Source organism: Pelomonas cellulosilytica (genome assembly GCF_021353265.1).
GTDB lineage: Bacteria > Pseudomonadota > Gammaproteobacteria > Burkholderiales > Burkholderiaceae_C > Pelomonas > Pelomonas cellulosilytica.
Genome location: NZ_JAJTWU010000004.1, coordinates 323,165 through 349,374 on the forward strand (window position 1 = coordinate 323,165; position 26,210 = coordinate 349,374).

General features: G+C 70.6%; 1 protein-coding gene (cut by a window edge). It reads right to left on the reverse strand.

Annotated elements, in window-relative coordinates:
• Positions 1-26,204, reverse strand: part of the annotated coding region (locus LXT13_RS12400) for an Ig-like domain-containing protein (protein WP_233372240.1) (this coding region is incomplete at its 3' end). Its footprint begins 16,152 nt before the window's first position; 26,204 of its 42,356 annotated nt are in view.
• Positions 26,205-26,210: the final 6 nt, after the last annotated feature.

The window sequence follows — 26,210 nt, forward strand, 5'->3', positions numbered from 1 at the left end:
ACTGCAGGCTGCTGCGACAGGCCGGCGTCGCCAGACAGGCCGCGCGTGGCGTCGATGGCGCTCCCGTTGAGGTCGGCCCAGCGGCCGGCGCCCGCCACGCCATCGGGCAGCTGGCCCGCAGCGCGCGGGCTGGTGTCGTCCACCGGCACGATGGCCGGTGCCGGCGTGGCGGTCACGGCGCCATTGAAGCCGGCGTCGTCGCCGCCGCCTCCGAAATCGATGAGGTTGCTGCTGCCGCCGCCCGTCTCGGTCACGGCCATACCCGCCGTGCCCTGGATCAGGTCGTCGCCGCCTTCGCCATAGAGCAGGTCATTGCCGCCCTGGCCGAAGAGCTTGTCTCGGCCGGAGCCGGCCTCGTTGCCGTTGGTGCCGAAGTCACCATAGAGGTAGTCGGCGGCCTTGTCGTCGCCGGCACCGCTGACGGAGTGGCCGTACAGCACATCGTTGCCCGCGCCGCCCACCATCAGGTCCACACCTGCGCCGCCTTCGAGCAGGTCGTCCCCCGCCCCACCTTCCAGCGTGTCGGCACCGGCGCCGCCGTCCAGGTGGTCGTTACCGGCCAGGCCTTGCAGACGGTCGTCGCCCGCGCCGCCCAGCAGCGTGTCGTCGCCGTCGTCGGAGCCGACGAGCAGGTCGTCGCCCTGGCCGCCGTCGATGACGCCGCCCTGGCCATAGCCCTGGCGGAGTTCGTCGTTGCCGGCGTCACCGTAGATGGCATCCCGGCCGAAGCCGCCGTCGATGACATCGTCACCGCCATTGCCGTGCAGTTCGTCGTCACCCTGCTCGCCGAAGATGCGGTCGGTGGCGTCGTCGTCGATGGGCTGGTCGGCCAGCTCGGTCGGCGCGTGGCCGTAGATGATGTCGTCGCCACGGCCGCCATAGAGCGTGTCCTTGCCGGCGCCGCCGTAGATCGTGTCATCGCCCGAGCCGCCATCGACGAAATCGTCGCCCGCGCCGGCATCGATGAAATCCGAGCCGCCGAGGCCCCAGATCTGGTCGTTGCCGTCGCCGCCCAGGATGTTGTCGCCCTGCGCGCCGTCGCCACCATCGTCGCTGCCGAAGATGCGGTCGTTGCCCGCGCCGCCGCTGAGCGTGCCACCGGCTCCGGTGCCGGCATCGATGAAGTCGTCGCCCGCGTTGCCGGCGATGTTGTCGACGCCATCGCCGCCATAGAGGTCGTCGGCGCCGCTGCCACCGATGAGGGTGTCATCACCACCGCGGCCATCCACCGTCCACCCCTGGGACTGTGCAGACACGTCCAGCACGTCGCCCTGGTCGTCGCCATGGAGCTCCGGGCGGTCGCCGCTCGCGTTGCCGCCGACCTGCGCGACACCGCCTTCGGCATCGGCGCTGTGGTAATCCACGCTGAAGAACAGCCGCTCCGCGGCGCTGACGGTGCCGCTGATGCGCAAGTCGTCACCCGCGTTCAGCGTGATGCTCTTGCCGGCCTGCACCGTGCGGCCCTCGCCGACGATGATGCTTTCGCCGCTGGCCTGGCTGTCGCGCGTCGTGAGCCGCACGTGGCCCGCACTGCTCAGGATCGTGCCGACGTACAGCGCCTGTACGACCTCGGTCAGCTGCACGCCGGTCGTGCCGCTGGCATTGACGAAACCGCCAGCCGCGCTGAAGCGGCTGTCGATCTCGACATCGTTGTAGTAGTTGCCGATGCTTCCGCTGACCGCCAGCGTGATGTTGTTGGCGTCGATGTCCGAGGCCAGGTCTGCCAGGTCGTCCAGCAGGTCGCCGGCGAGCACGGTCAGCTCGACATCGGCGCTCGTCGAGCGCACGCGGTCGAGGTTGAGGTCGCCCGCGGTCTCCACCATATAGATGGAGCCATCGGCCAACGCCCAGACGTTGCCGTGGCTGGGGCGCGAGGAGTCGATTTCCAGTGCATTGGCGGCGCTCCCGATGCCGGGGCCACCCGCGGTCAACTTGAGGTTGATGCCCAGCACATCGGCCGCGGCATCGGTACCGATCTCCTGGATGGCGCCCTTGGCGGCCGAGATGGTCACGTCGTTGTTGGCAGCCTCCACGCGGTCCAGCAGCACGCTGCCGCCGGTGGACGTGACGCTGATCGCGCCGTTCTGCGCGAGCACGAGGCGCGGCAGCGTGATGTCGCCACCAGCCAGCAGCGTGATGCTGTCGCCCGCGGTGATGAGGTTGTCCGGGTACAGGTCCAGGCGATTGCCCGTCTGGCCGCCTGTGACGTTGGAGATCGTGCCCTGCGTGGCGGTGATGACAACGTCGCTGCCGGCGACGACATGGTCCACCTGTACTGAGCCGGACGTGCTCGTGATGCGCACGTCGGCGTTCTGTGACCAGATCGACGCCGGCGCCAGCACCTGCTGGCCGGCGGTGACGCCCACATCGCTGCCGCCCTGCACGATGCGCGGCAAGAAGATGTTGCGGCCGGCGTTGAGCTGGGCCGCGCCACCGGCGGTCAGCAGGTTGTTGGTGTAGAGGTTGATCCAGGTGCGGGCGTAGTTCGCCAGCACGTTGGAGATGTCGAGTGCGGCAGTGACGGTGCCGGCGCCGCCGGCCACGAGGTGGTCGGCATAGACGGAGTTGTTCAGGCTCTGGACCGACAGGTTGCCCGTGATGGCCTGCACCGTGCTCGGCAGCGTGACGTTGCCGTTCGTGCGCACGGTGACGTTGCCGTTGCCGATCCAGCTGTTGCGCTGGAGAAGGTCCATGCGCTGCGCCGGTGTCTCGGCGACGACCGACAGGTGGGTGCCTGCATCGAGCTTGCCGATAGAGGTCGTGGAATTGAGCGCTTGATTGCCCGTGCCGAAGAAGCCGACGGGGAAGTCGACGATCGCACCGCCCGACTGATCGGGCCGGAAATGCCGGACCCAGCTGGTGATGCCGAGGTCGGTGCCGATGCTCGCGGAAATCACGCGGACCTTGACCTGATAGGCGGGCGGCACGCCGTTGACGTTGACCTGCCGTTTGGCCTCCCGCAGCAGCAGGTTCAGCTCGCCGCCGGCGGACAGGTTGCCCAGGCTCAGCGTGAAGTCAAGGGCGCTGGGGTCGCGCTGCAGGCCGCGCATGCCGAGGAAGGTGCTGCCGCCGGAGCTGCTGCTGAGCGTGGCGTCGCGGCCGAGGCTCTGGACCAGCTCCAGCTCCAGGCGCTGGTTGGCCAGGCCGATGGTGCCGCCGGCACTCAGCGAAGCCGTGTTGGTGCGCACCAGCGCGCCGGCGCTGAACGGCACGATGCTGCCGCCCACGGCGGCAATCAGCGTGGAGCCCAGCGGGTTGTCGATGACACCGTTGAGCTGGATGTCCGACCCGGCGCTGGTGTTGGTGTTGCGGATCAGCAGCTCGGTCGGGCCGTAGCTGTGCTTGATGTTGAACTGGAACGGCGTGGAGTCGGTCGGCGTGCCGCTGACATTGTCGACATCGAGCGTGACGCGCGGCGTCTCGGATTGGTCCACAGGCGCGATGTTGTTGATCCGCAGGTCCTTGGGCGACTCGTTGGTCAGCGTGATCCGGCCGAAGGTGTGGATGAACGTGAAGGTCGACTGCGTGCCGGTGATGCGGCCTTGCTGGATGTCGGCGTGAAGCGGGTCGAACACGCCGTTGGCGCGGAAGTAGGCCGTGCCGATGCTCTTGTTGAGAATGTCGTTCACCGTGATGGTGCTCAGCGTGTTGCTGAACGACACGTTCTCGGCCGTGACGATGTTGCCGGCGGCATCGACGAGGAGCAGTGGGTTGGGGCCTGAGGACAACCGCGCATCGGCATTGAAGTCGATGTGCTGGTTGTAGCTGTGCGGCGTACCAAGGTTGGCGTCGCCCGTGTCGACCCAGGCGCCGTCCTGCACGAGCCGGTATCCGGTGGAGTAGGAGCCGCGTTCGGCGCGCACGTCGAGCGCGTGCGTCTCGAAGGTCGCGCCGGCTTCGGCGTTGACAAGCGTATTGAGGCGGTGCTCGATGATCAGGTCGACGTCGGTGTCGCCGCCGGCCGCATCCGCCTCGCCCTCGGAGCGCGAATAGGCATTCATGCCCGTATGCAACGCATGGAGATAGATGTTTTCCAGCGAGCTGACGAGCGCGCCCGAGCGGACGTTGACCACCGCATCGGAGTACATGCGCGTGTAGGCGTGCGAATCCGGGTTGGCGCCAGCAGCGGCGGAATAGGCATCGGCCGTCACGCTGGTCTTGGCGCGCGTCATGGACGCGTCGAGCGTGATGTCGTCGCCTGCCTTGACCGTCGCGTTGTTGCCGACGTTCACCGCTGTCTGCTGGAAGTTGCCGGCGCTGCCGACCTGCCAGGTCATGTCGGCATCGGAGTCGGCCCCCAGGCCGCCGCTGGACGCCTTGCCGTAGACGTCGCCGTCGAACTTGGACTCGGCCTTAACGTCCACATTGCGCGCCGCCACAAGGCTGCCGCCTTCGCCCACGCCAGCGGTGGTGCTGTGGTTGAGCTGGACCTTTCCAGAGACCTGCGACGAATTGATGAAGCCGCCGCCCTTCGAGTTGGCGCTGATGGTGCCGTTTTGCGTGCTGGTGGACTGCAGGCTGATGGAGCCGCCTGCCGTCAGCTTGGCGCCATTGCCGGCATTGGCTTGCACCGTCTGCGTCGCGTTGACGTTGGCCTCCGAATTGCCGACAGCGATGAACGCACCGCCGACCGCACCGGCCGTGCCCGCCCCGTTGGCGGCGGAGAACGCCGTCTGCGTGATGTCGCCGCCCGCCTGCACGGTCGCCTTGTCGCCCACGTTGGCGCGCACGTTCGTCAGGATGTTCACCTCGGCGTCGGAGCCGGTCTTGGTGCCGAACAGCGCGCCGGAGGCGCCCTTTGTCTCAGCGCTGGAGACGCCGTTGCCCGCCACGCTGCTGACGAGCTGCAGCGCGCCACCCGCCCCCAGCAACTGGTGGCCGGTGCCGGTACCCGTGCCGGTGATGTCGACCTCGAGCTGGTGCTGGCCGGTCGTGCTGGCGCCGGACAGCTCGATGCCCTCCACGCCGATCGTGTGCTTGCCGCCGCCCGCGCCGATGTCGATGGCCGCGCCGCCCGGCGTGGCCGACAGCTGGAAGGTGTCGGCGTCGACGACCTTGACGTAGTAGGTATTGCCGCTCGTCAGGCCGGACAGCGGCGCCGCGCCGACGCGGGTCAGGATGTGGCCACTGGCCGCCGACTCCGCGGTGTTGCTGATGTCGATGGCGGTGCCGTTGCTGGCGTTCGTCGGGTTCGCGGCGAGCTTGATGTGGTTGGCGTCGACACGGATGACGTAGTACGTTCCATCCGCCGCCAGGCCGGTGATCGCCGCCGGCGGCTTGTTGGGGGTCTCGATGACGAGGTCGCGCAGGCTGTACTTGACCTGGTCGCCGGTGTTGAAGCCGTGGTTGTTGATCGTGATGACGTCAGCGCCATCGGCTTCGACAGCCGAGCCCTCGAACTGCTCCGCACCGGCCGTGCGATAGGTGACGGCCTGGCCGTCGACGAAGCCATGGCCGCCGAGCGTGATGCGGTCGGTCGATGCGTTGACGTCGCTGCTGACGAAGGAACGCGGAGCGGCCAGCGCCGCCGAGGCGCTGTTGGCGAGCTTGATCGTCTGCGCATCGATGACGCGCACGAAATAGGCCTGGCCGTCGACGAGGCCGCTGATAGGCGGATTGCCGGCGCTGTGGTAGATCACGCGCTGGCCATTGCTGAAGCCGTGCTCGACGTTGAACTTGATCTCGTCGCGCGTGGCGTCCACGGTGGACGCGCCGAACACCGAGCCGAGCTTGACGGCGGTGGGCGACTGCACGATGACCTGGTAGTTGCGGCCATCCACCAGCCCGCCGACGGGCGCATTCCCATCCACGCCGATGCTGTAGGTGACCGTGTCGCCGGTCTTGAGGCCGTGTTCACCGTTGAGGGTGACGACGTTGGTGGTCGTGTTGACGCTGCCGGCGCCGAACGTCGTGTCGCCGGTGCTGACCGCCTGGCCCTGTGTGGCCAACAGCTCGACGCTGCCGCCGGCCTTGACATGCGCGCCGGACTGGACGGTGGCCTGCACGGTCGGGGTGACGTTGATGGTCGCCTTGGCGGTGGCACTGGAGCCCAGACCCGCGAAGGTGCTGCCATCGGCCACACCGTCACCCTCGGCATTGCCGTGGGCGCGCAACGCGACATTGCCGCCCACATCGACGTTCGCGTTCTCGCCCAGCTCGGCCTTGATCACCGGCGTGACGGTCACGACCGGCGCGGCGCCGCTGCCGGCCACGAGAAGGCCGCCGGTCGTCGCCAGTGCCGTGGCGGCACCGCGGCCGCCACCGGAGGCATCGATCGTCAGGCTGGCGCCGGTGATCTGCGCATTGCCGACCGAGGCTCGGCTGCTGGAGTTGGCGTCGGCCGTGGCATCGGTGGAGCCCACCGCCACGCCAAAGGAGTAAGCCTCGCCATCGGCGCGCGAGCTGGCCTTGTCCGACACCGCGGACAGCACTTCCGTGCCGCCGTCGGCATTGACGGAGGCGCCGTCCCGGATCGCAGCACTGATGTTGGCGGCCGTGGTCGCATGCGTCTCCGCGCCATTGATGCTCGCGAAGCCGCTGGCGCCGCCCGCTTCACCGGTGGCTTCGGCACCCTGCGAGCCGTCGTGCTGCGCACGAATGGTGATGCGGCCACCGGCATCCAGCACACCGCCCACCGACGTGGCCACGGTCGGCGTGACCGTCGCATTGGCCAGCGCCTTGCCGACGGAGACGAGGCCGAAGGAGTCGGCGTCGGACGTGGCGCGTGCGCCGCCGCTGGTGGCGCCGCCGATCAGGATGTTGCCGCCGGCGGTGATACCGCTGCCCAGCATCGAGGTGCTGAGGTTGCGGGCGACGATGGCGTTGGAGTCGTTGGCCGCCACGCCCACGAGGCCGCCGGCCGGCGCGGTGGTATCGGCCGTGGCGCCCTGGTCGCTGATGTTGTCGATGGCGACGTTGCCGCCGGCCGAGATGCCCGTGCCGGCGGCGATCGTCGTGCTCTGACCGTCGCTGGTGTAGGTGTTGTTCTGGGCGTTGGTCAGCGCGCCGCCGGCGATGCCATCGGCCCGCACATTGCCCTTGCCCAGAAGGCCGCCGACGGACAGGCCATAGCCCTCGGCGCCGGCGATGTTGCCGGAACGCGTCGTGACCGTGAAATCGCCACTGCCTGAGCCCAGGTCGCTGCCCGCGCCACCCAGCGTGGTGGTCATGTCGGCCGACGACTGCGCGACGCTGCTGGCGCCGATGCCGCTGAACAGGAAGCCCCCACCGGACGCGTTGGCATAGGCGTGCGCATCCTGTCCGCTGGCACCCGCGCCGTTGTGGTTGTGGCTGGCCAGCACCGTGAAGTTGCGGCCGGCCTGGACGTCGGCCGCACCCACGGTGGTGTCCATGTCAGGCCGGACCCGTGCCGTCGCTTCGGAACCCGTGAACGTACCGGACGACACGCTGGTGCCCTTGGTCTTGGCATCCGCATCGCCGGTGGAGATGTTGTTGATGATGACGTCACGGCCGGCCGTGATGGAGCCGCCCGAGCCGATGCCGACGTTGATCGTCGGCGTGACTTCCGCGTTGGCGCTGTTCACGCCACCCGCGCCGAGCAGGCTCAGCGCCGTGGCGTTCGACAACGACTTCGACACGTAGTTGCTTGTCGTGCTGACAACAAGGTCGCCGCCCACCGTGCCGGATATGGCTCCGGTGGTGGCGTTCGTCGTGCCACCAATGGTGGCGTTGGACTTGGCCACGCCGCCGGCACCGCCGATGGCCGCATTCAGGCTGTCGCCGAGGGCATCGACCGTCAGGCCGGCCTGGGTATCGAAGCGCACGCCGCCGGACGTGTTGAACACAACGCCCGAGCCGGTGGTGTTACTCAGGTTCGTCACCGCATCGGCGGCGGCGTTGCTGCCCGCCAGCGAGATCACGCCGGAGCCGGCGCTGGCCGCGGCGCGCGCCGTGGCCTTGCCGGCGTCCGGGTCGCCCTGGTTCAGGTTCAGCGCCAGGCGCACGTCGCCCTTGGCGCCGTGGGTCGTGACGCGGGCGTTGTTGCCCACGTTCACCGCCATCGTCGGGTTGATGTCCACGTTGGCGATCGATCCGCCCGCGCCGACGCCCCCGGCGAACTGCACGCCGTCGGCAATGCCGGTGGCTGTCGTGAACGCATTGGCGCCGACGTCCACGCTGCCGTCGACGTCGATGACCGCGCCGGCGCCGATACCGGCCGAGACGGTAGGCGTGACGGCGCTATTGGCCGTGGCGCCCGAGCCCGCGGCGACGAGGCCGCCGGCCGCCGCCGAGCTGTTGGCATTGGACGTCTGGTGAGCCGTCGCCTCGATGACAAGGCCAGCACCGTTGACCTTGGCGGCACTGGTGGCGCCGGTCGATCCGGCAGAGGTGGCGCTGGCCGACATCGCGCCGAAGGCGGCCGCGCCGACACCGGCTGCCGTGCCGTCTGCGGTGACGTTGTTGTTGGCCAGCGCCTGCACGCGGACGATGCCGCCGTTGCCGTTCAGCGCCGCGTTGACCCCGGTGGTGATGCTGGTGGCGGCACCCGAGGTGGCAGTGGCGTTCGCGCCCGACCCGGCGACGCCGCCGAAGCCGGCGCTGTCCGCCTTGGCGCGGGCGTTCTGAGCGCCCTGGTTGTGCTGCGCCAGGATGTTGACGCCCTGACCGCTCAGCGTCGTCGTCCCCTGCACGAGGTTGGTCACCGTGGGCGTCACCTGCGCGTTGGCATTCATGACGCCGATGGCCAGGCCCAGGCCGACCGACAGGCCGCGGGCCTGCGCGTTGGCATCGGCTTCGGACAGCGCCAGGATGTTGATCGAGCCCGAGCTGTTGACGGTGCTGGGCGTGGTGGCATTGCCGGCGCCCGCCGTCACGCTGCCGTTGGAGCGGGCGGTCGCGTCGCCGCTGTTGACGCCGGCCACGAGGCCGCCGCCCGAGGCGTTGGCCTGGGCGTCAGCGTAGTTGTGGCCGAGCGCGCGCACGTCGACGCCGCTGCTGCCGCCCGAACCGCCGGCAATCTCGGCCGCGGTCGAGCCATTGGCATTGGACACGGCGACCGACTTGCCGGCCGACACGACCAGGCTGATCGACAGGCCGGACGTCTCGGTGTGGCTGACGTTGGCCGCGTCGGCGTGTATGGCGAGCGAGCCGCCCGCCGTCAGCACGCTGCCGGCGCCGCTGCGCGCCGTCGTCGCGGCATTGGCGTTGGCCGTCGCCGCCGCACCAGCCGCGCTGAGCAGCAACGAACCCGACGAGCTGCGCGCCAGCGCCACGGTGTCGCCGCCGGTGGACCCGGCGCCGTCATGGTTGTGGCTGGCCCGGATGCTGATGTTCCGCCCGACGCTGGCCGTCTCGTTGGCGGTCAACGCATTGATGCTGGGGCTCATCGTCGCGGTCGCGAACGAGCCGCCAAAACCGATGCCGCCGGTCGTGGCCGACCCGCGGGCGGTGGCCGTGGTGTCGGCGGTGGACAAGGCGTTGACGATCAGGTCGCGGCCTACGTTGATCGAGCCGCCGCCGCCCAGGTTGGCGGTCAGCGTGGGCGAGAAGGTGGCATTGGCAGAGTTGACCTGGCCGCTGCCCAGCAGGCCCAGCGCCGAGGCGTACGAGGTCGCGTCGACGACGTGGTTAGCCACGGTCTCGACCTTGAAGTCGATGCCCTGCGTGCCGCTGACGGCGCCCAGCGTCTGGTTCACCGTGCCGCCGACGCTGGTGTTGGACACCGCGCCGCCACCGGCGCCCACGAGGCCGAAGCCGCGGGCATCACCGTCGGACTCGACATGCGCGCCGGTCGTGGTCGTGAACGCCACGCTACGTGCCGAGTTCAGCGTGACGCCCGTGCCCGTCGTCGCGTTGAGGCCGTAGTTCAGCGTCGAGTTCGCCTCGGCGCCGCCGCCGGCGACAAGGCCGCCGGCACCGGCAAAAGCCGTCGCGGTGGCGCCGCCCGCGGTGGTGCTGCCGCCGTTGTGCGTCAGCGAGAAGTTGATGTCGCCCGTGTTTGCCGAGTGAGTCGTGGCGCTGACGCCGTTGCCGACGCGCATCGTCATCGTCGGCGCCAGCGTCACATCGGCCTTGGACAGGCCCAGCGACGCGCCGGCCGAGATGGCCACGCCGGTGGCGGTGCCGTCGGCATCGGTCGTGGCCGTGCCGCCGACGTTGATGCCGCCGGCCACGTCGATGACGGCGCCGTCGCCCAGGCCCGCGCGTACGTCGGGGTTGACGGTCGTCGTCACTGACGTCCCCGTACCCGCCGCCAGCAGGCCGCCAGTGGCACCCCGCGCCGTGGCGTTGCCGATCTGCGTCGCGTTCGACAGCACGTTCAGCGTGCTGGCCGACTGCACGTCGGCGCCGCTGGTGGCTTCGGTGATGCCACCCGAGCGGGCGGATGCCGACACGACGCCCACCGAGATGCCCAGGCTGGCATCGGCCGACTTGCCGGTGCCGACGACGTTGTTGACTGCATTGGCCTGCACCAGCACGCTGCCGCCACCAGCATTGAAGCTGGTGCCGTTGCCGGTCAGCGCCTGCGTGTTGGCGGCGGCCGTCGCGTCGGCGCTGGCACCGCCGACGGCCACGCCAGCGCCGGCGCCAGCCGCGTCGGCCATGGCCGTGCTGTTCTCGCCCTGCTGGTTGTGACGCGCCCGCACGGTAATGCCGTTACCGCTGACGCCGGTGGTGCCACGCACTTCGGCCTTGACGTTGGGGCTGACCTCGCTGGTGGCATTCATGAGGCCGGCCGCGCCGGCGAAGCCGAACGAGAACGCACGGCCCTGGGCGTCGGCGTCGGCGCTGGAGATCGCGTCGACAAGGACCGCGCCCGTCGTCGTGCTGGCGCTGGCAACGCCGTCATCTCCCAGGCCGGCCGTCACGCCGCTGTTGGAGCGGGCCGTGGCGCTGCCGCCGCTGACGCCGGCCAGCCCGGCGGCGCCGGATGCGCTGGCCGTGGCGAGCGCGTTGTTCTTGCCCTGCGCGACGACGGAGATGGACGTCCCGCCGCCCACGCCGCCACGCAGGTCGGCCGTGGTGCCGCCGCCGACGAGCGCCTCGCTGCTGGACTTGCCGACGCCGATGAGCCCGCCGGCGCCCAGGCCGGACGTGGTGGTGGTCGCCAGGTTGGCCGCATCGGCCAGCACCTTGACCGTGCCGCCGGCGGTGAGCTTGCTGCCCGCGCCCACCGTGGCGTCGACATTCGCCGCCGCGCTCGCCGATGCCGAGGCGCCCGTGCCGCCGACGAGGCCGCCGCCGGCCGAGGCGAGTGCCGTGGCGGTGGTGTCGAGCCCGGTGGGCGCCGCGCCGTCATGGTTGTGACGGGCCTCCACAAGCACCGTGCCGCTGGCCGAGAGCTGCTGGTTGCCGGTGCGGGCAAATACGCCCGGGCTCATCGTGGCCTCGGCGAAGGACGAGCCGATGCTTCCGGTCACGCTCAGCGCACGGCCGATGGTGCTGGCCGTCGTGTCAGCCGTGGACAGCATCTGCACGGTGGCGTTGCCGCCCACGGTCATCGTGCCGCTGCCCAGGTCAACGCCCATGGTGGGCGTGAAGCTGGCGGTCGTCTTGTTGAACTGGCCCGACGCCAGGCCGCCGCCCGCGGCACGTGAGGTGCTGGTGGCGAGCTGGTCCGACGTGCCGAGGGCGTTCAGGTTGCGCCCGATGATGCCGCTGGCGCTCGTGAAGTTGCTGACCGCACTGCCATCGACGGTGCTGCTCGCCACGGCGCCACCGATGGCCAGGCCGCCGATCGTGTCGCTGTTGGCGGTGGAGTCGACATGGTTGCCCAGCTGCAGGCCGACATTGAGGTCGCGCCCCGCGTTCAGCGTAACGCCGGTGCCGGAGCTCTGCAGCACGTTGTAGTGGGTTTCAGCGGTCGCGGCCGTGCCGCTGCCGGCCACCAGCGCACCGCCGGAGCCGGCGGTGGCCAGTGCGGTGGCGCCGCCGGCCTTGTTCGTGCCGTCGTTGACGCGCGTGGCGATGGTCACGTCCGAACCCGCGCCGGTGGCACTGAGGCTGGCGCCCGTACCGATGCGGTTCGTCATCGTCGGACTGAGGTTGGCGCTGGCGCTGCTGAGGCCGAGCGCGCCGAGCCCCGAAACCGCAATGCCTTGCGCCGTGCCGTCGGAGTCCGCGTTCGTTTCGGCGACCACGGAGACCGGCCCGCTGACGCTGACCTGAGCGCCGTCACCGATACCCGCATTCACCGTCGGCGTGACGGTGCTGGTGCCCACCGCGCCGGAAGCGCCGGCGAACACACCGCCTGCGGCGGCCTGGGCATGGCCATCGGCGTTCTGATCGGCATGGGCCAGCACGGCATAGCTCGTGCCGGTCACATCGGCGCCGCTAACGGCGCCCGTGGTGCCGCCGGTGGTGGCGTTGGCCACCACCGCACCGGCGCCGACGCCGATCGAAGCCGAGATCGCGTCGCCGGTGGCGACGGCCGTGTTGCTGGACAGACCCTCGACGACCACGGCCCCGCTGCCACCGGCAATGGCGGTGTTGTTGCCCACCAGCGCCTGGGCGCCGCCCTGGCTTTTGGCGTTGACGATGGCGCCCGACGCCGCGAGGCCCAGGCCGGCGGTGGCCGCGTCGGCCGTAGCGCGCACGTCCTCGCCGCCCCGGTTGTGGTAAGCACCGATGCGCACGCCGCCGCCCGAGACAAGCGAGGTGTTGCCGGTGACGGTAGAGCGCACGTCGGGCGAGGCCTCGGCGCTGGCGGCCATGATGCCGGCCGCGCCGGCAATGCCCAGCGACAGGCCCTTGGTGTTGGCCGTCGCGTCATTGCTGGAACGGGATTCGATGACGATGCTGCCGCTGGCGTTCAGCGTCGCGTCCTGCGCCGCCACGCCCACGGTGGTCTGCACATTGCCGTTGGCCCGCGCAGTGCTGGTGGCGCCATTGACACCAACGACGCCGCCGCTGGACGCGCCGGATTCGGAGTCCGCCAGGTTGCGGGCCTGGGCGCGCACGGTCAGGTCAGTCGATGACCCGACGCCGCCGAGCAGTTCGGCCGCGGTATCGCCATTGGCGCGGGCATTGCCGATGCTGACGCCCACGGTCGCTCCGCCGATGGCCACCGTCAGCGCCTCGGCCTGGGCCTCGTTATTGTTGTAGGCAAGCACGTCCACACGGCCGCCCGCGCTGACGAGCGAGCCGGAGCCGACGCTGGCCTTGACGTTGCCATTGGCCTCCGCAGTCGGCACCGCGCCGTTGCCGCTGAAGCCGCCGAAGCCCGGGGCCGTGGACGTGGCCCACGCGCCCTTGTTGGACAGCGCCTTGCTGCCGTCGTGGTTGTTGCGGGCCTGCACGCGGATCAGGCCACCGGCATTGAGCACTGCCGTGGCGCCGAAAAGCGCCTGCACCGTGGGCGAGAACGTGGCGGACGACAGGCTCACGCCGGTCGCGCCGGCACCGCCGGTGACGGTCAGCACGTTGGCGTCGGCCTTGCCGGTGGACAGTGCCTCAACCGTGGCTTCGCCGGTGGTCTTGATGAGGGAGGCGTCACCGACCGAGGCGCGCAGCGTGGGCTTCACGTCCGCGAACGCGAAGTTGGCGCTGATGGCCACTGCGCCGACCGAGAAGGCCAGCGTGTGGGCGTAGGTGTCGAAGTCGGCCGTGGCGCTGACGTGCAGTGCACCGACCGTCTGGCCGGCGTTCTGGCCGATGCGGGCGCCGGAGTTCACGTCGGCGCTGACCTGGCCATCGCTCGTCAGGCGCGTGAACGATGCGCCGGCCGCCACGGCGCCCGCCGTGCCCTGCGCCGTGTCGAGGTGGATGGTGCGATTGGAAACGGCCGTGACGTCCACGCTGGACGCGGCCTTCACGCGGGCGTTGTCGCCCAGGCCGGCCTGGTTGTAGCTGTGGTCGCTCAGCACGGACACGGCCGCGCCGAGGCCCACGAAGCCGGCGCCGCCGGCGAAGGCAGTCGCGTCGACGGTGCTGTCCAGCCGCGATGACACGGTGAACTTGCCACCAGCGGTGTACGTGCCGCCGGCATTCGCGTTGGTGTTGAAGGCGGTGGAGAACACGCCGATGCCGGCGCCCACGCCACCCGCGCCGGCGCCCACCGCGCCGACGAGGAAGTCGACATCCGCCCATTGCTGCGCATTCACGGTGATGGCCTTGCCGGCCGTGACGGTGCTGCCGCCGGCGATCGTCGCCTCGGTGCCCTGGGCGGGGTTGGCCGCATTGATGGCGGCCAGCCACTCAGCCTGGCTCGGCCCCGAGCCGCTGACCAGCGTGCCGGCCGCGCCGGCGCGGTCATGCACGCGCTGCTGCCCGCTGCCCGCCGTGCCGCCCTGGAAACCACCCAGCACGCTGCCGACCTGGCCCTTGGCCAGCGACGCCTGCTTGGCAGCGTCGCTGTCCCCCGAGCCCTGCGTGTTGTCGCCCTTCGTCTTGCTGAGGCCGTCGGCGGTCGCGCCGTCGCTGTTCTGGTAGCTGCGCTCCAGCGGCGTGCCGACAGACCACACCGTCACCGCGCCCGCCGCGCCGACGAAGCCGCCGGCGCCGGAGATCGTCAGCGAGTCGAGATCGATGCGCGATAGGCCGTTGACGGCCACGTCACCCGCGGCCGCCACGTCGGCATTGCCGAGGATGCGCGCCGCCGTGTCGTTGCGCAGGCTGCCCACCTGCACCGCACCGCCAACGCCGACGAAGCCGCCCGCCACCGCGCCGGTGAAGTGCGTGCCGCCCGCGCGGTTGGCCGCCGTGACGTAGACGCCCTGATTGGCGTTTGCGCCGGCGTTGTCGTTGTTGCGGTTGATCTTGGTGTTGGCGCCGATGATGGCCGTGGTGTCGGAGTCCAGCAGCGACACCCCCACGCCGCCGCCCACGCCCACATAGCCGGCACCTGCTGCCACATCGAGGTGGAAGAAGTCCTCGCTGCTGTCGGCCTGCACGACGACGCCATGGCGTTCGGCCGTGCCCATGCCGCTCTGTCCGACAGTGCCGTCGCGCATGCCCAGCAGGCCGGTGCCGGCGCCCAGCGCGTCGACCGACGCGCCGGTCAGCACGCCGGCATCGGTGTGCTTCGTGATGCTCATGACGCCGACGGACGCACCGACGCCCACGGTGCCCGCGCCGATGGCGCCGGCGATCATCGTCGTGTCGGTGCCGTCCTTGGCCAGCACGCCAACATCGCCACCGGCCTGGACCGCCGCGGCGGCGCCGACGGTGGCTGTCGTGTGGTTGTTGAGCACCAGCACGTTCACTGCGCCGCCCACGCCGACCGTGCCGGCCGCAATGCCGGCGGAGATCAGCAGCAGGTGGTCCTGGTTGCCAGCCTGCACGACGACATCGTCCTTGGCCTTGACGCTGGCATTGCCACCGATGCTGGCGTTGGTGTCGTGAGTCAGCACCGTCACGTCCACACCCGGCGCCACGCCGACCGTGCCAAAGCCGAGCGCGCCGGCCAGGGCCACGTGCGAGAAGTCGTCGCCCGCGCCGACAAGCACGCTCTGGCCCGCACCGGCCGCGCTCGTGTCGGCATTGACGTTGGCGCCCGCTCCGATGCCGGCCGACGTCGTCGTGCTGACCACGTTGGTCGCCGAGCCGATGCCGATGCCTGCCGTGCCGGCGCCCAGCGACACGGCGAAGGTCTCGATGTCGTCGCGGTTCGTCGCCGTCACGGCCAGACCCTGGAAGCCGCTGCGCGTGCTGGGGGTGGCGACGCGGTCGCCGGTGAAGCTCTGGTCGCTGCTGCTGTTGCCCTTACCGTCCTTGGAGTTAAAGGTCGGCGTGCCGACCTCGAACGCCGCGGCATTGCCCTGCTGACCCTTGGCCGCATTCGGCAGGCCGCCGGCGTTCATCGGCGACGACGGTGCATAGCCCACGCCGATGCCGCCATCCTCGACGGTGAGACCGGTGCGCAGGCCGTCGGCCGTCACCTTGGCACCGTCACCCACGAGGGCCACGGTGTTCTTCGTCGCCGTGACGACGCCCGCCGCCGCGCCGACGCCGGCCGAGCCGGAGGCTGCTACCGACCCGGTGATCAGGTCGGCCTCGGTGTGTTCGTCCGCCGCGACAACGATGCTGCCCTGCGCATGCACATCACCCGCGCCCGCGCTGGCCTTGGCGTCGGTCGGGTCGTCCCCGAGGATGGCGCGCGTGGTGGTGTTGAGCACCTGCACGTTGGCGTCCGCCGCCACGCCCACGCTGGAGCTTGCGGCCACACCGGCGGCCACGGACGAGATGTCTTCGTCGGACTTGGACGTGACGTAGAGGTCGCCATCCGCCAGGCCCGTGACGCCCGACCCCATCCGGGCCTCGGTCGTCTTGTTCATCGTGTTGACGACGGCACCCAGGCCCACCCCCACACTGCTGGACGCAGCCACGGACCCCGCGACCGAGACGATGCGGGTCTCATCGTCCGCCCTCACCTTCAGATCTGCCTGTGTCGAAATGGACGCCGTGCCGACGCTGAACGTGGAGCTGTCGTCAATGCGGGCCCTGGTCGTCTCGTTCAGCACGTTGACAACGACCGAACCGGCCACCGCGGCGCTGCTGGACGCGCCACCGCCCACGGCAATGGTCACGAGGTTCTCGTGCGACGTGGCGGCTACGTCGACGCCACCGACAGAACCGGCAGCGATGGACGTGCTGGGGCCCACGAGCGCTTGGACCGTGTCGTTGTGGACCAGTACCGTGCTGGAGATGCCGACGCCTGCCGAGTTGCCGTAAGCCAGCGCGCCGGCCACCTGGTTGATGTCGAACGGCGCGTCGGCCGTCACGGCCATCGCGCCGCCGGCCTGCAGCGCCGAGCCGGCGCCGCCGGCCGTCGTGGCCTCCGTGTCGTTGGTGACGATGTACACCGTGACGCTGCCGCCTACGCCGGTGCCGTCGGTGGACACGCCGGCGGTGGCGGCAACGCTGGTGATGTCCTGGTCGCTGCTGGCACGCACCGCGAGGTCGCGGCCGGCAGTTAGGGCCACGCCAGAGCCCAGCGTGGCCTTCGTGTTCTCGAGCAGCACGGTCACGTCCAAGCCGATGCCCACGCCGGCATTGCCAATGGAGATGCCGCCCGCGCCAGCGCCGCCTTCGATGTCCGTGCGGCTCTTGGCGCCGACGGTGACGTCCTGCGCCGCCCCGGCGGTCACGCCCATCGCGGCGTCGTTGACCTTCACGCCGTTTTCGAGCCGAGCGATGGTGTCGAGCGTGTAGATGTTCACGGCCGCCGAGCCGGCGCCCGCGCCGCCATCGGTGGAGATGCCGCCGGAGATGGCGAGGTTGCTCAGCGCAAGGTCGGGCAGCGGGTCGGGCAGGTCCAGAGTGGCGGGAACGACCTGGGCGTTGGCCGTGATGGTGGTCGCGTCGCGCGCGGCGAGCTGGGCGTTCGCGCCCACGGTCGCATTGGTGCGCTCGACGATGATGTTCAGGCCCACAGAAGCACCGACGCCGGTGCCCCCCGTGCTCAGCGCCGCGGCGCCGGCGACGGCTTGGACGAGCGTGCTCTGGTCGGCAACGACGTCGAGCTTGCCGGCGTTGGCGCGGATCTGCGCGCCCGCGCCCACCGTGGCGGCAGTGTCGAGCGTGACGACGTTGATCGCCACGCTGCCGGCCACCGACGTGTCCTTGCCGCCCGCAGCGGCAACACCAAGCGTGCGGAACTCATGGCCGCCGCTGTCGCCCGGCCGGTCGGCACGGATCTGCACCGAGGCACCGCGCAGGTCAGCATTGGCGCCGACCTGCGCCGTGTTGCTGGCGTCCGTCACGCCCACGCCGACGGCCGCGCCGACATTGGTCTTCTTCTGCAGGTCGATGGCATCGCCCATCGCCTGGGTGATGACGTTGTAGTCCGCCTGCGCATCCACGGTCATCGCGCCGCCCGACGTGAGCTTCACACCGTCTGCGATGCTCGCCGTGTTGTCGCTGACAAGCACCTGAACGACGATAGCCGCGGCCACGCCGGTGCCTTCGCTCTTGCTGCCGCCGGTCTCGCCGCTGGTCTTGGTGTTGGCGGAGTCAACCTGGTCGTTGCTCTTGGGCAGGTCGCGCGACTTGTCTTTGTTCGGGTTGTTGTTGAGCTGGTTGTTGGCTTCCTTGTCGGAGCTGCGGCCGCCCGCGCTGTTGCCGGACGCGCTGGCCTTGGCTGTGCCGGTAGCCAGCACGGTGTTGCCCGAGGACACATCGGCCGCCCCGCCCGCCGAGACATTGCGCGCCAGCCCGGCGCTCACGTCGCCATCCACCACCGTGACGACGACTGACGCGCCCACGGCCGTGTCCGCCCCGGCCGCATCGGCCTTGGCCGAGCCATTGACCTGATCGAGCCGGAAGGCGCGCACGGCCATGTCGCCTCCCACGGCCAGCGTGCCCGAGGCGGCGCCGGCATAGGCATGGGTGTTGTTGGTGTCCACCGTGACTGCGGCAGACACGCCGACGCCGGTCTTACCCTTGGCACCGTTCTCGGCCTGCGTGGTGATCGTGTCCTGCGCCGTGGACGACACGGTCATGGACGACACGTTGCCGGCGACCTGCGCGCCATCGACCAGCGTCGCGTCAAGGTTGCGGTCGACGACGCTGACGGCGACGGACGCGCCGACGCCGGTGTCCTTGCCCTCGGCCTGGCCGCCTTCCTTCTCGGGCGTGGCGATTGCGGTGTCGCTGGCGGTGGACTGCGTGATGGCCTGCAGCGAGCCACCGGAGTCGGCACCAGCCAGCGTAGCGTTGCCGCTGAGCTGCGCCTGGGTGTCTTCGTTGACGATATTGATGGCCACTGCGCCGGCCACGCCGACATCGCCACCGCCCGCGCCGCTCTTGGCGCTAGCGAGCGTCGTGTGCGTCGTGTCGCCGCTCACATTGGTCATCGTCGCGCCCAGCTGCAGGCCATCGGCCGTGATGCTGACGCCAGACGCGACACGCGCCTCATTCGTGACGGCCGCGTAGTTGACGGCGACGGCCGCGCCCACCGCGTCACCTCCGTCGTTCGTCGTGGCGCTGCCATCGGCCAGCGCCTGCACGTCAGTATTGGCGCTGGACTGAACCGACACGTTCTTCGTCGGCGTCGAGATCGTGCCGGCACTGATCAGCGCGCGGCTGGTCGTGTCGGTCACGTTGACGGCCACGGCAGCGGCGACGCTGACGGTCTCGCTCTTTCCGCTGTCGCCGCTGGTGGAATCGGTGCTGGCGACGCCGGCCGACGGCGTGGCCGCGCTGCTGCTGGAGTTGCGGGCGCCGCCCGCGCCGGCGACGCTGTCACCCAGGCCGCGCCCGGCACCTGTCTTCTTGTTGACGCCGTCTTTGTCGCTGCTGCTGTCCTTGTCGCCGCCCACGGCGCTGGCCTCGGCCTTGCCCGTGGTCGCCACCTGGCTGGTGCCTGCCACGCTGATCGCGCCGGTGCTCGTCACCGAGCGGGCCAGCTCGGCATTGGCGCGGTCCAGCTCCACGTTGACCGCGACGGATGCGCCGACAGCGGCGTCCTTGCTGCCCTCCGCCTTGCCTTTGGCGGTGGTGTTGTTGGTGGAGCGCAGGTCGGCCGTGATGGCGAGGTCGCCGCTGGACGCGAGCGTGCCCGCGGACGTGCCGATACGAGCGATCGAGTCCTGGTTGGCCACGGTGACGGACACGACCGGGGCAACGGCCGTGCCACCCTTGGCGCCGCCCTCGGCATTCGTCGTGAGGTTGTTCTGCAGCGCGGACGAGATCGTCAGCGCACCGGCGCTGGAGAGCGCGGCGCCGTCGAGCACCTCGGCCCGAGTGATGCCATCGGCCACGTTGACGGCGATGGACGCACCGACGCCAGTGTCCTTGGCATCGGCCTGCACGCCGGAGTCCGTGGGCGTGGCCTTGGCTGAATCGTCGTGCGTGCTCTTGGCCGTGATGCGGCTGACGCCCGCACCGGCATTGGCGGTGCCGGCCAGCTCGGCCGTCGTGCGGTCCACCGCGACGTTAACCGCAAGCGCGCCTGCCACGCCGGTCTTGGCGCCACCGGCGCCGCTCTTGGCTTCGGCGGCAGTCGTGTGCGTGGCGCCATCGCCTGAAGCCGCGGCCATGCCGGCCGTGATGTTGAGGCCCTGGCTGTTGATCGTGCTGCCTGCCAGCACTCGGGCTTCGTTGGTGCTGAGCCCCACGTTGACGGCCACACCCACGCCAACGCCAGTGTCGTTGGGGTTGCTCGCATCCTTGGCGCGGGTGCTGCCGTCGGCGATCGCTTTAGCATCGCCGTCGACCGTGCTGCCGACGCTGACGGCACCGCTGGAGGCGATGGTGCCACCGGAGACCGTGGCGCTGGCCGTCGTGTCGGCGATGTTGACCGCCACCGCGGCGGCCACGCTGACGGTGCCGCCGCCGGTGCCCTGCGCCGACGGCGTGGCCGTGGACGTGGACGAGTTGCGGGCGCCGCCGCTGCCCGCGGCCGAGTCGCCCAGACCGCGGACGGCCGTGTTCTGGTCGTCCACGGCCTTGTCGTCGCTGGACGTGCTGCTGTCGTCCTCCTTGCCGCCCACGGCGCTGGCCTTGGCGCTGGCAGTGGAGTCGGTGTCGCTTGCGGCGGTGATGCCGACACTGGTGGTGCCGCCCAGGCTGCGGTTCACGCTGGCGCGGCTGTGGTCCTGCTCGACGTTGACGGCCACTGCCGCGCCGACGGCGGCGTCCTTGCTGCCTTCGGCCTTGCCCTCAGCCTTGGTCGTATTGCTGGACTTCAGGCTGCTGGCAACCGTGACGGCGCCGGCGGCCGTGGTCGCGGCGCCGGTGCCGATGCGGGCGATGGCATCCTGGTTGGCCACAGTGACGGCCACGACCGGCGCGACGGCGGTGCCGCCCTTGGCGCCGCCCTGGGCGGTGGTCGTGATGGTGTTCTCGGTCGTCGCGCTGACATCGAGCGCGCCGGTGCTGCTCAACGCCGCACCGTCCTTGACCTCCGCACGGGCGATCAGGTCGGGCACGTTGACGGCGACGGACGCCCCGACGCCGGTATCCTTGGCGTCGGCCTGCACACCCGAGTCGGTGGGGGTGGCACTGGCGGTGTCGGCATGCACGGTCCTGGCCGTGACACTGCTGGCGCCGGTGCCGGCATTGACCGAGGCACCGGTGGCAACTTCGGCCGTCGTGCGGTCCACCGCGACGTTGACCGCCAGCGCGCCGGCAATGCCGGTCTTGGCGCCGCCTGCGCCGCTCTTGGCGGTGGCGGCCGTCGTGTGCTTGCCGTCAGCGCCCGACGCCATACCAGCCGTGACGTTGAGGCCCTGGCTCTTGACCGTGCTGCTCGTGCCCACCGTGGCGGTGTTGGTGTTGAGGCCGACATTGACGGCCACGCCGACACCGACGCCGGTGTCGTTGGGGTTGCTGGCGTCCTTCGCGCGCGTGGAGCCGTCCGCGGTGGCCTGCGCGTCGGCGTCGCTGGTGCTGCCCACATTGACCGCGCCGCTGGCCGTGACCGTGCCGCCGCCGAGGCTGGCCGCAGCGGTGCTCGAGGCGATGTTCACGGCCGCCGCCGCGGCGACGCTGACGGTGCCGCCACCGGTACCCTGCGCGGACGGCGTGGCTTGCGAGGTGGACGAGTTGCGGGCGCCGCCAGAGGCAGCCGCCGCGTCACCGGTGCCGCGGGCCGCATTGTTCTGGTCGTCGACGGCCTTGTCGTCGCTGGACGAGCTGCTGTCGTCCTCCTTGCCGCCCACGGCGCTGGCCTTGGCGCTGGCGGTACTGGCGGTCTGGCTGGCCGCCGTGACGCCGACCGTACCCGTGGTGTTGATGCTGCGGTTGAGGCTGGCGGTGCTGTGGTCCAGCTCCACGTTGACGGCTACGGCCGCGCCGACGGCAGCGTCCTTGCTGCCCTCGGCCTTGCCTTCCGCCTTGGTCGCGTTGGTGGACTTGAGGCTGCTGGCGACGCTGAGGTTGCCGCCGGAGGCCGTCGTGGACGGCGACGTACCGATACGGGCGACAGCGTCCTGGTTGGCCACGGTGACGGCGACGACGGGAGCGACCGCTGTGCCGCCCTTGGCGCCGCCCTCGGCCGTCGTCGTGATGGCGTTCTCCAAGCTGCCACTGACGGTCAGCGCGCCGCTGCTGGAAACGATGGCGCCGTCGTCGATTTCGCCGCGGGCGATGACGTCGGGCACGTTGACGGCGACGGACGCACCAACGCCGGTGTTCTTCGCATCGGCCTGCACGCCCGAGTCGGTCGGCGTCGCGCTGGCCGAGTCGGCGTGCTTGCTGTCCGCGCTGATGGTGCTGGCGCCTGCTCCGGCGTTGACGCTGGCGCCGGTGACGACTTCGGCCGTCGAGCGGTCCACAGCCACATTGACGGCCAGCGCACCGGCGATGCCGGTCTTGGCGCCACCGGCGCCGCTCTTGGCACTGGCCGCGTTGGTGTGGGTACCGGCGTTCGTCATGCCGGCGCGCACGTTGAAGCCCTGGCTGGCAACGACGGCATCGCCCGCCAGCTTGGCCTCGTTGGTGTTGATGCCGACGTTGACGGCCACGCCGACGCCCACGCCGGTGTCGTTGGGGTTGCTCGCGTCCTTGGCGCGGGTGCTGCCGTCGGCTGTGGCGCTGGCGTCGGTGTCCGTCTTGCTGTCGAGGCTGACGGCGCCGCCGGCCGTCAGCGTGCCGCCACCGGCGGTGGCGCGGCTCGTGGCCTGGGCCACGTTGACGGCCACGGCCGCGGCCACGCTGACCGTCCCACCGCCCGTTCCCTGGGCGCTGGGCGTAGCCTGAGACGTGGACGAGTTGCGCGCGCCGGCCGCATTGGCGGCCGAGTTGCCGCTGTTGCGGACAGCGTTGTTCTGGTCATCAACGGCCTTGTCGTCGGCGGTGGAGTTGCTGTCGTCCTCCTTGCCCCCGACGGCGCTGGCCTTGGCTGCCGCCGCGCTGCTGGCGCTGCTGATGGCCGACACACCGATGGCTCCCGTGCTCTTGACGCTGCGCGCGGTCGTGGCCAGGCTCTTGTCGTTCTCGATGTTGACGGCGATGGCCGCGCCGACGGCCGCATCCTTGCTGCCCTCAGCCTTGCCTTCGGCCTTGGTGTTGTTGGCGCTGGCGAGCGCGGCGTTGACGCCGATGTCGCCACTGGCGTCGATCAGCGTGCCGGTGCCGATGCGGGCATGGGCGTCCTGGTTGGCCACCGTGACGGCCACGACCGGCGCGACGGCCGTGCCGCCTTTGGCACCGCCTTCGGCGCCGGTCGCGATGGCCGAGTCGGTCTTGGCGCTGACGGTGACAGCACCGGCAGGCGACAGCTTGGCACCGTCCTCAATCTCGGCACGGCTGACGTGGTCGGCCACGTTGATGGCAACGGACGCACCAACACCGGTGTTCTCGGCCACAGCGCCGCCGCCGTCGGGAAGCGCCTTGACGGTGTCACCGGTGGTGGCGTTGGCGTCCAGCGTGACGGCGCCGGCATGGGCGTTGACGTTGGCAGTGGGCGCCAGCGTCGCGTCGAACTTGCTGATGCCCACGCCAATGGCCAACGACCCGGCGACGCTGGTGTTGCCGGTGGCTGCGCCTGAGGTGGCGCTCGTGCTCGCGTCGTTACGCTGGCCGGCGACGGTGCCGGCGCCCAGCGCGAGGCCCTGGCTGCTGACGGTCGCACTGCCCAAGCGGGCGTGGCTGCCCACCTCGGCCACGTTGATGGCCACGGCAGCGCCGACGTTGGTGCTGCCCTTGCTGGCCACGCCGCTAGCGTCGGCGGCGGCGTCGAGATCGGTCTCGTTCTTCAGGGAGACGAGGCCGGTGGACGAGATGTTGGCGCCGTCACCGATGTGGGCGCTGCTGTTGGCGCCCAGATGGTGGATGGCGATGGCCGCGGCCACGGTGACAGGGCCGTCGCTGGTGTTGGCGCTGGGCGTGCCGCCCGCGGCGCCGCGGGCACCGTTGTTGGTGGCCGCGGTGTTGCCTGCGCCCTGGGCGCTGGCACCCTGCTGACTGGCGTTCTTGCCATTGTCCTGGGCACCGCGCGCGGCGGCCTTGGCCTCGCTGCGCGTGGTGCCGGTGTTGCGGCCGGTCATCAACACGGCGGCACCTGCCTGCAGCTTGCCGTCCAGCGCCAGCTCGACCAGCGGCGCGACATGCGTGACGACGACAGACGCGCCGACCGCGGCGTTCGTCTTGCCGGCGGCGTCGCCATTGCCCTGGGCCAGCACGTTCAGCGCGCTCTTGGCGTCGCTCGCCAGGCCACCGGTCAACGTGACGTCGCTGCTGGCCAGCGTGCCGACCTTGGCATCGGTGTTGACCACGGTGACGGCGACGACCGGCGCCACGGCCGTGCCGCCGGTGGCGCCGCCCTTGGCCTCGGTGTTGACGTCGCCCGTGACGTTGACGTTCTGCGCGAGGCTGGTGCCGGTGAACTTGGCGTTCGCATCGACCTGGGCGCGCGTCGTCTCGTCGACAACATTGATTGCGACGGACGCACCGACGCCCACGCTCTCACCCGTGGCGCCGTTCGTCTTGGGTAGCGCGCGGGCCTGGTGGTGGGTGTTGCTGGTGGCGTTGAAGGTGACGCTGCCGGTCGACGACGCGGTGCTGCCGTCCTCCTGCACGGCCTCGGTCTTGAGCACGCCTACGTGCAGGGCCAGCGAGCCGGCCACGCCGACGCCGCTGGTGCTGCCGGCGCCGGACGTGGCGATGGCGCCGAACTTGGCATCCGTCGTCGTGCTGGCCGAGAAGGTGGCGCTGGGCGCCGTGATCGCGACGCCGTCGCCCAGCGACGCGCGCGTGGTGCCGTCGGCAAAACTCAGTGCGGCGGCCACGCCGACGCCCGGGCTGCCGTTGGCGGCGCTGCCGTCGGCCTCGGTAGACGCGGCCGCACCCGCGGCCGTGGCGGTGGATGACGTCGCCGAGACGGTGACGGCACCAGCGCTGGCGACGTTGCCGCCAGCCAGGCGCGCGGTCGTGTCGCCGCCCACATGCGTGACGGCCACGGCGGCGGCGAAGTTCAGCTGGCCGTCGCCGGTCTGCGCGTTGTTGCTGGCGAGCTGCTGCTGGCCTTGCGTCTGCGCGCCGCCACCGCTGGGCTGGGTGGCGCCGCCGGCGGTGGACTTGGCGGACGTGTGGACGGTCCGCGTCGTCGTCGCGGTGGCGTTCACGGCGCTGCCGGACAGCGCCGCGGTGTCGGTCACGTCGACCTTGGTGTCGCCGCCCAGCTGCGTGACGGCAACCGTGCCGCCCTTGGCGCCGTTGGCATTGGCGCCGGCCGTGCCGTCGGCGACGGCCTCCACGTTGGCCGTGTTGGTGGCCGTCAGCACGACGGCGCCGGTCGCCGTGAGCGCCGTGCTGCCGCCCACCGTCACACCAGCCGCGCTGCTGGCGATGACGGACGCGATCGACGCGTCCTTGTCGCTGGCCGTGCTGTTAGCGTCCGGCTGCGTCGTGGCCTTGGCCGTGACGGTGGAGTTGGACGCCAGCGTGATCTTGCCGGCCGTGGCGTTGAGGTGGGTGGTGCCGGCGAGGTTGATCTGTGCGTCAGAACTCGTCTGCACGAAAGCGACCTTGATCAGATTGCTTGCGTAGCTGGAATCGTTGGTGTTGACGCTGACGCTGGTGTTGACGATCAGGCCGATGTCGCCCGCCGTCACCGTGGTATTGGTCAGGTTGATCGCACCGCTAGCGCTGCCCAGCAGGTTGAAGCCATCCAGCAGCGTCACGCCGTCCGTCGTGGCCTTGTTGACGCCGAAGTAGATGTCGCTGGCCTGCAGCGCCACACCGCTGGCGGTGACAGCCTCTTCCGAATCGACATTGAGCTTGCCGGAAGACGTGAAACTGCTTGCGAAGACGATGTCGTCGGTGCTCTTCAGGAAGAAGACGGTCGGGTTGTAGAGATCGGGGCCGTTGCCCTGGACGAAGGTCAACGTGTCGTCGGTCACCAGCGGCACGTCCTTGCCGCCGTCGAGTTCCACCATGACGGCGTGGGCCGGCAGCGCTGCAGTGCCCGCGGCACCGTCGTCGTAGCTCAGGTCCACCTTCACCTTGTCACTGATCAGCGGCAGGCCGGAGATGCTGACCTTGACGTCCTGGTTCAACGCCGCCTGGCCGAGCGACAGGTTGGCCACGTTGTCCCAGACGACGATCTGCGGCGAGCCGCCGTGGTAGTCCAGCTTGACGGTGATGTCGTCGGAGTGGACCGCATTGACGGTCACCGTCGCGCCGAACGCGGCGGGCACGGGGATGGGCGTGTCGGACAGCAGCAGGCGCGGCTCCAGGTGCTCGAAGACGAGCTTCTCGCGCGGCTCCGCAGGCTTGGATGGCGCCGCCGGCGCCTGGGCATCGCTCTTGCCCTTGAGCCCGTTGTGAAGCTTCTGCCACCAGTTCTTGCGCTTGGCCATGGCCAT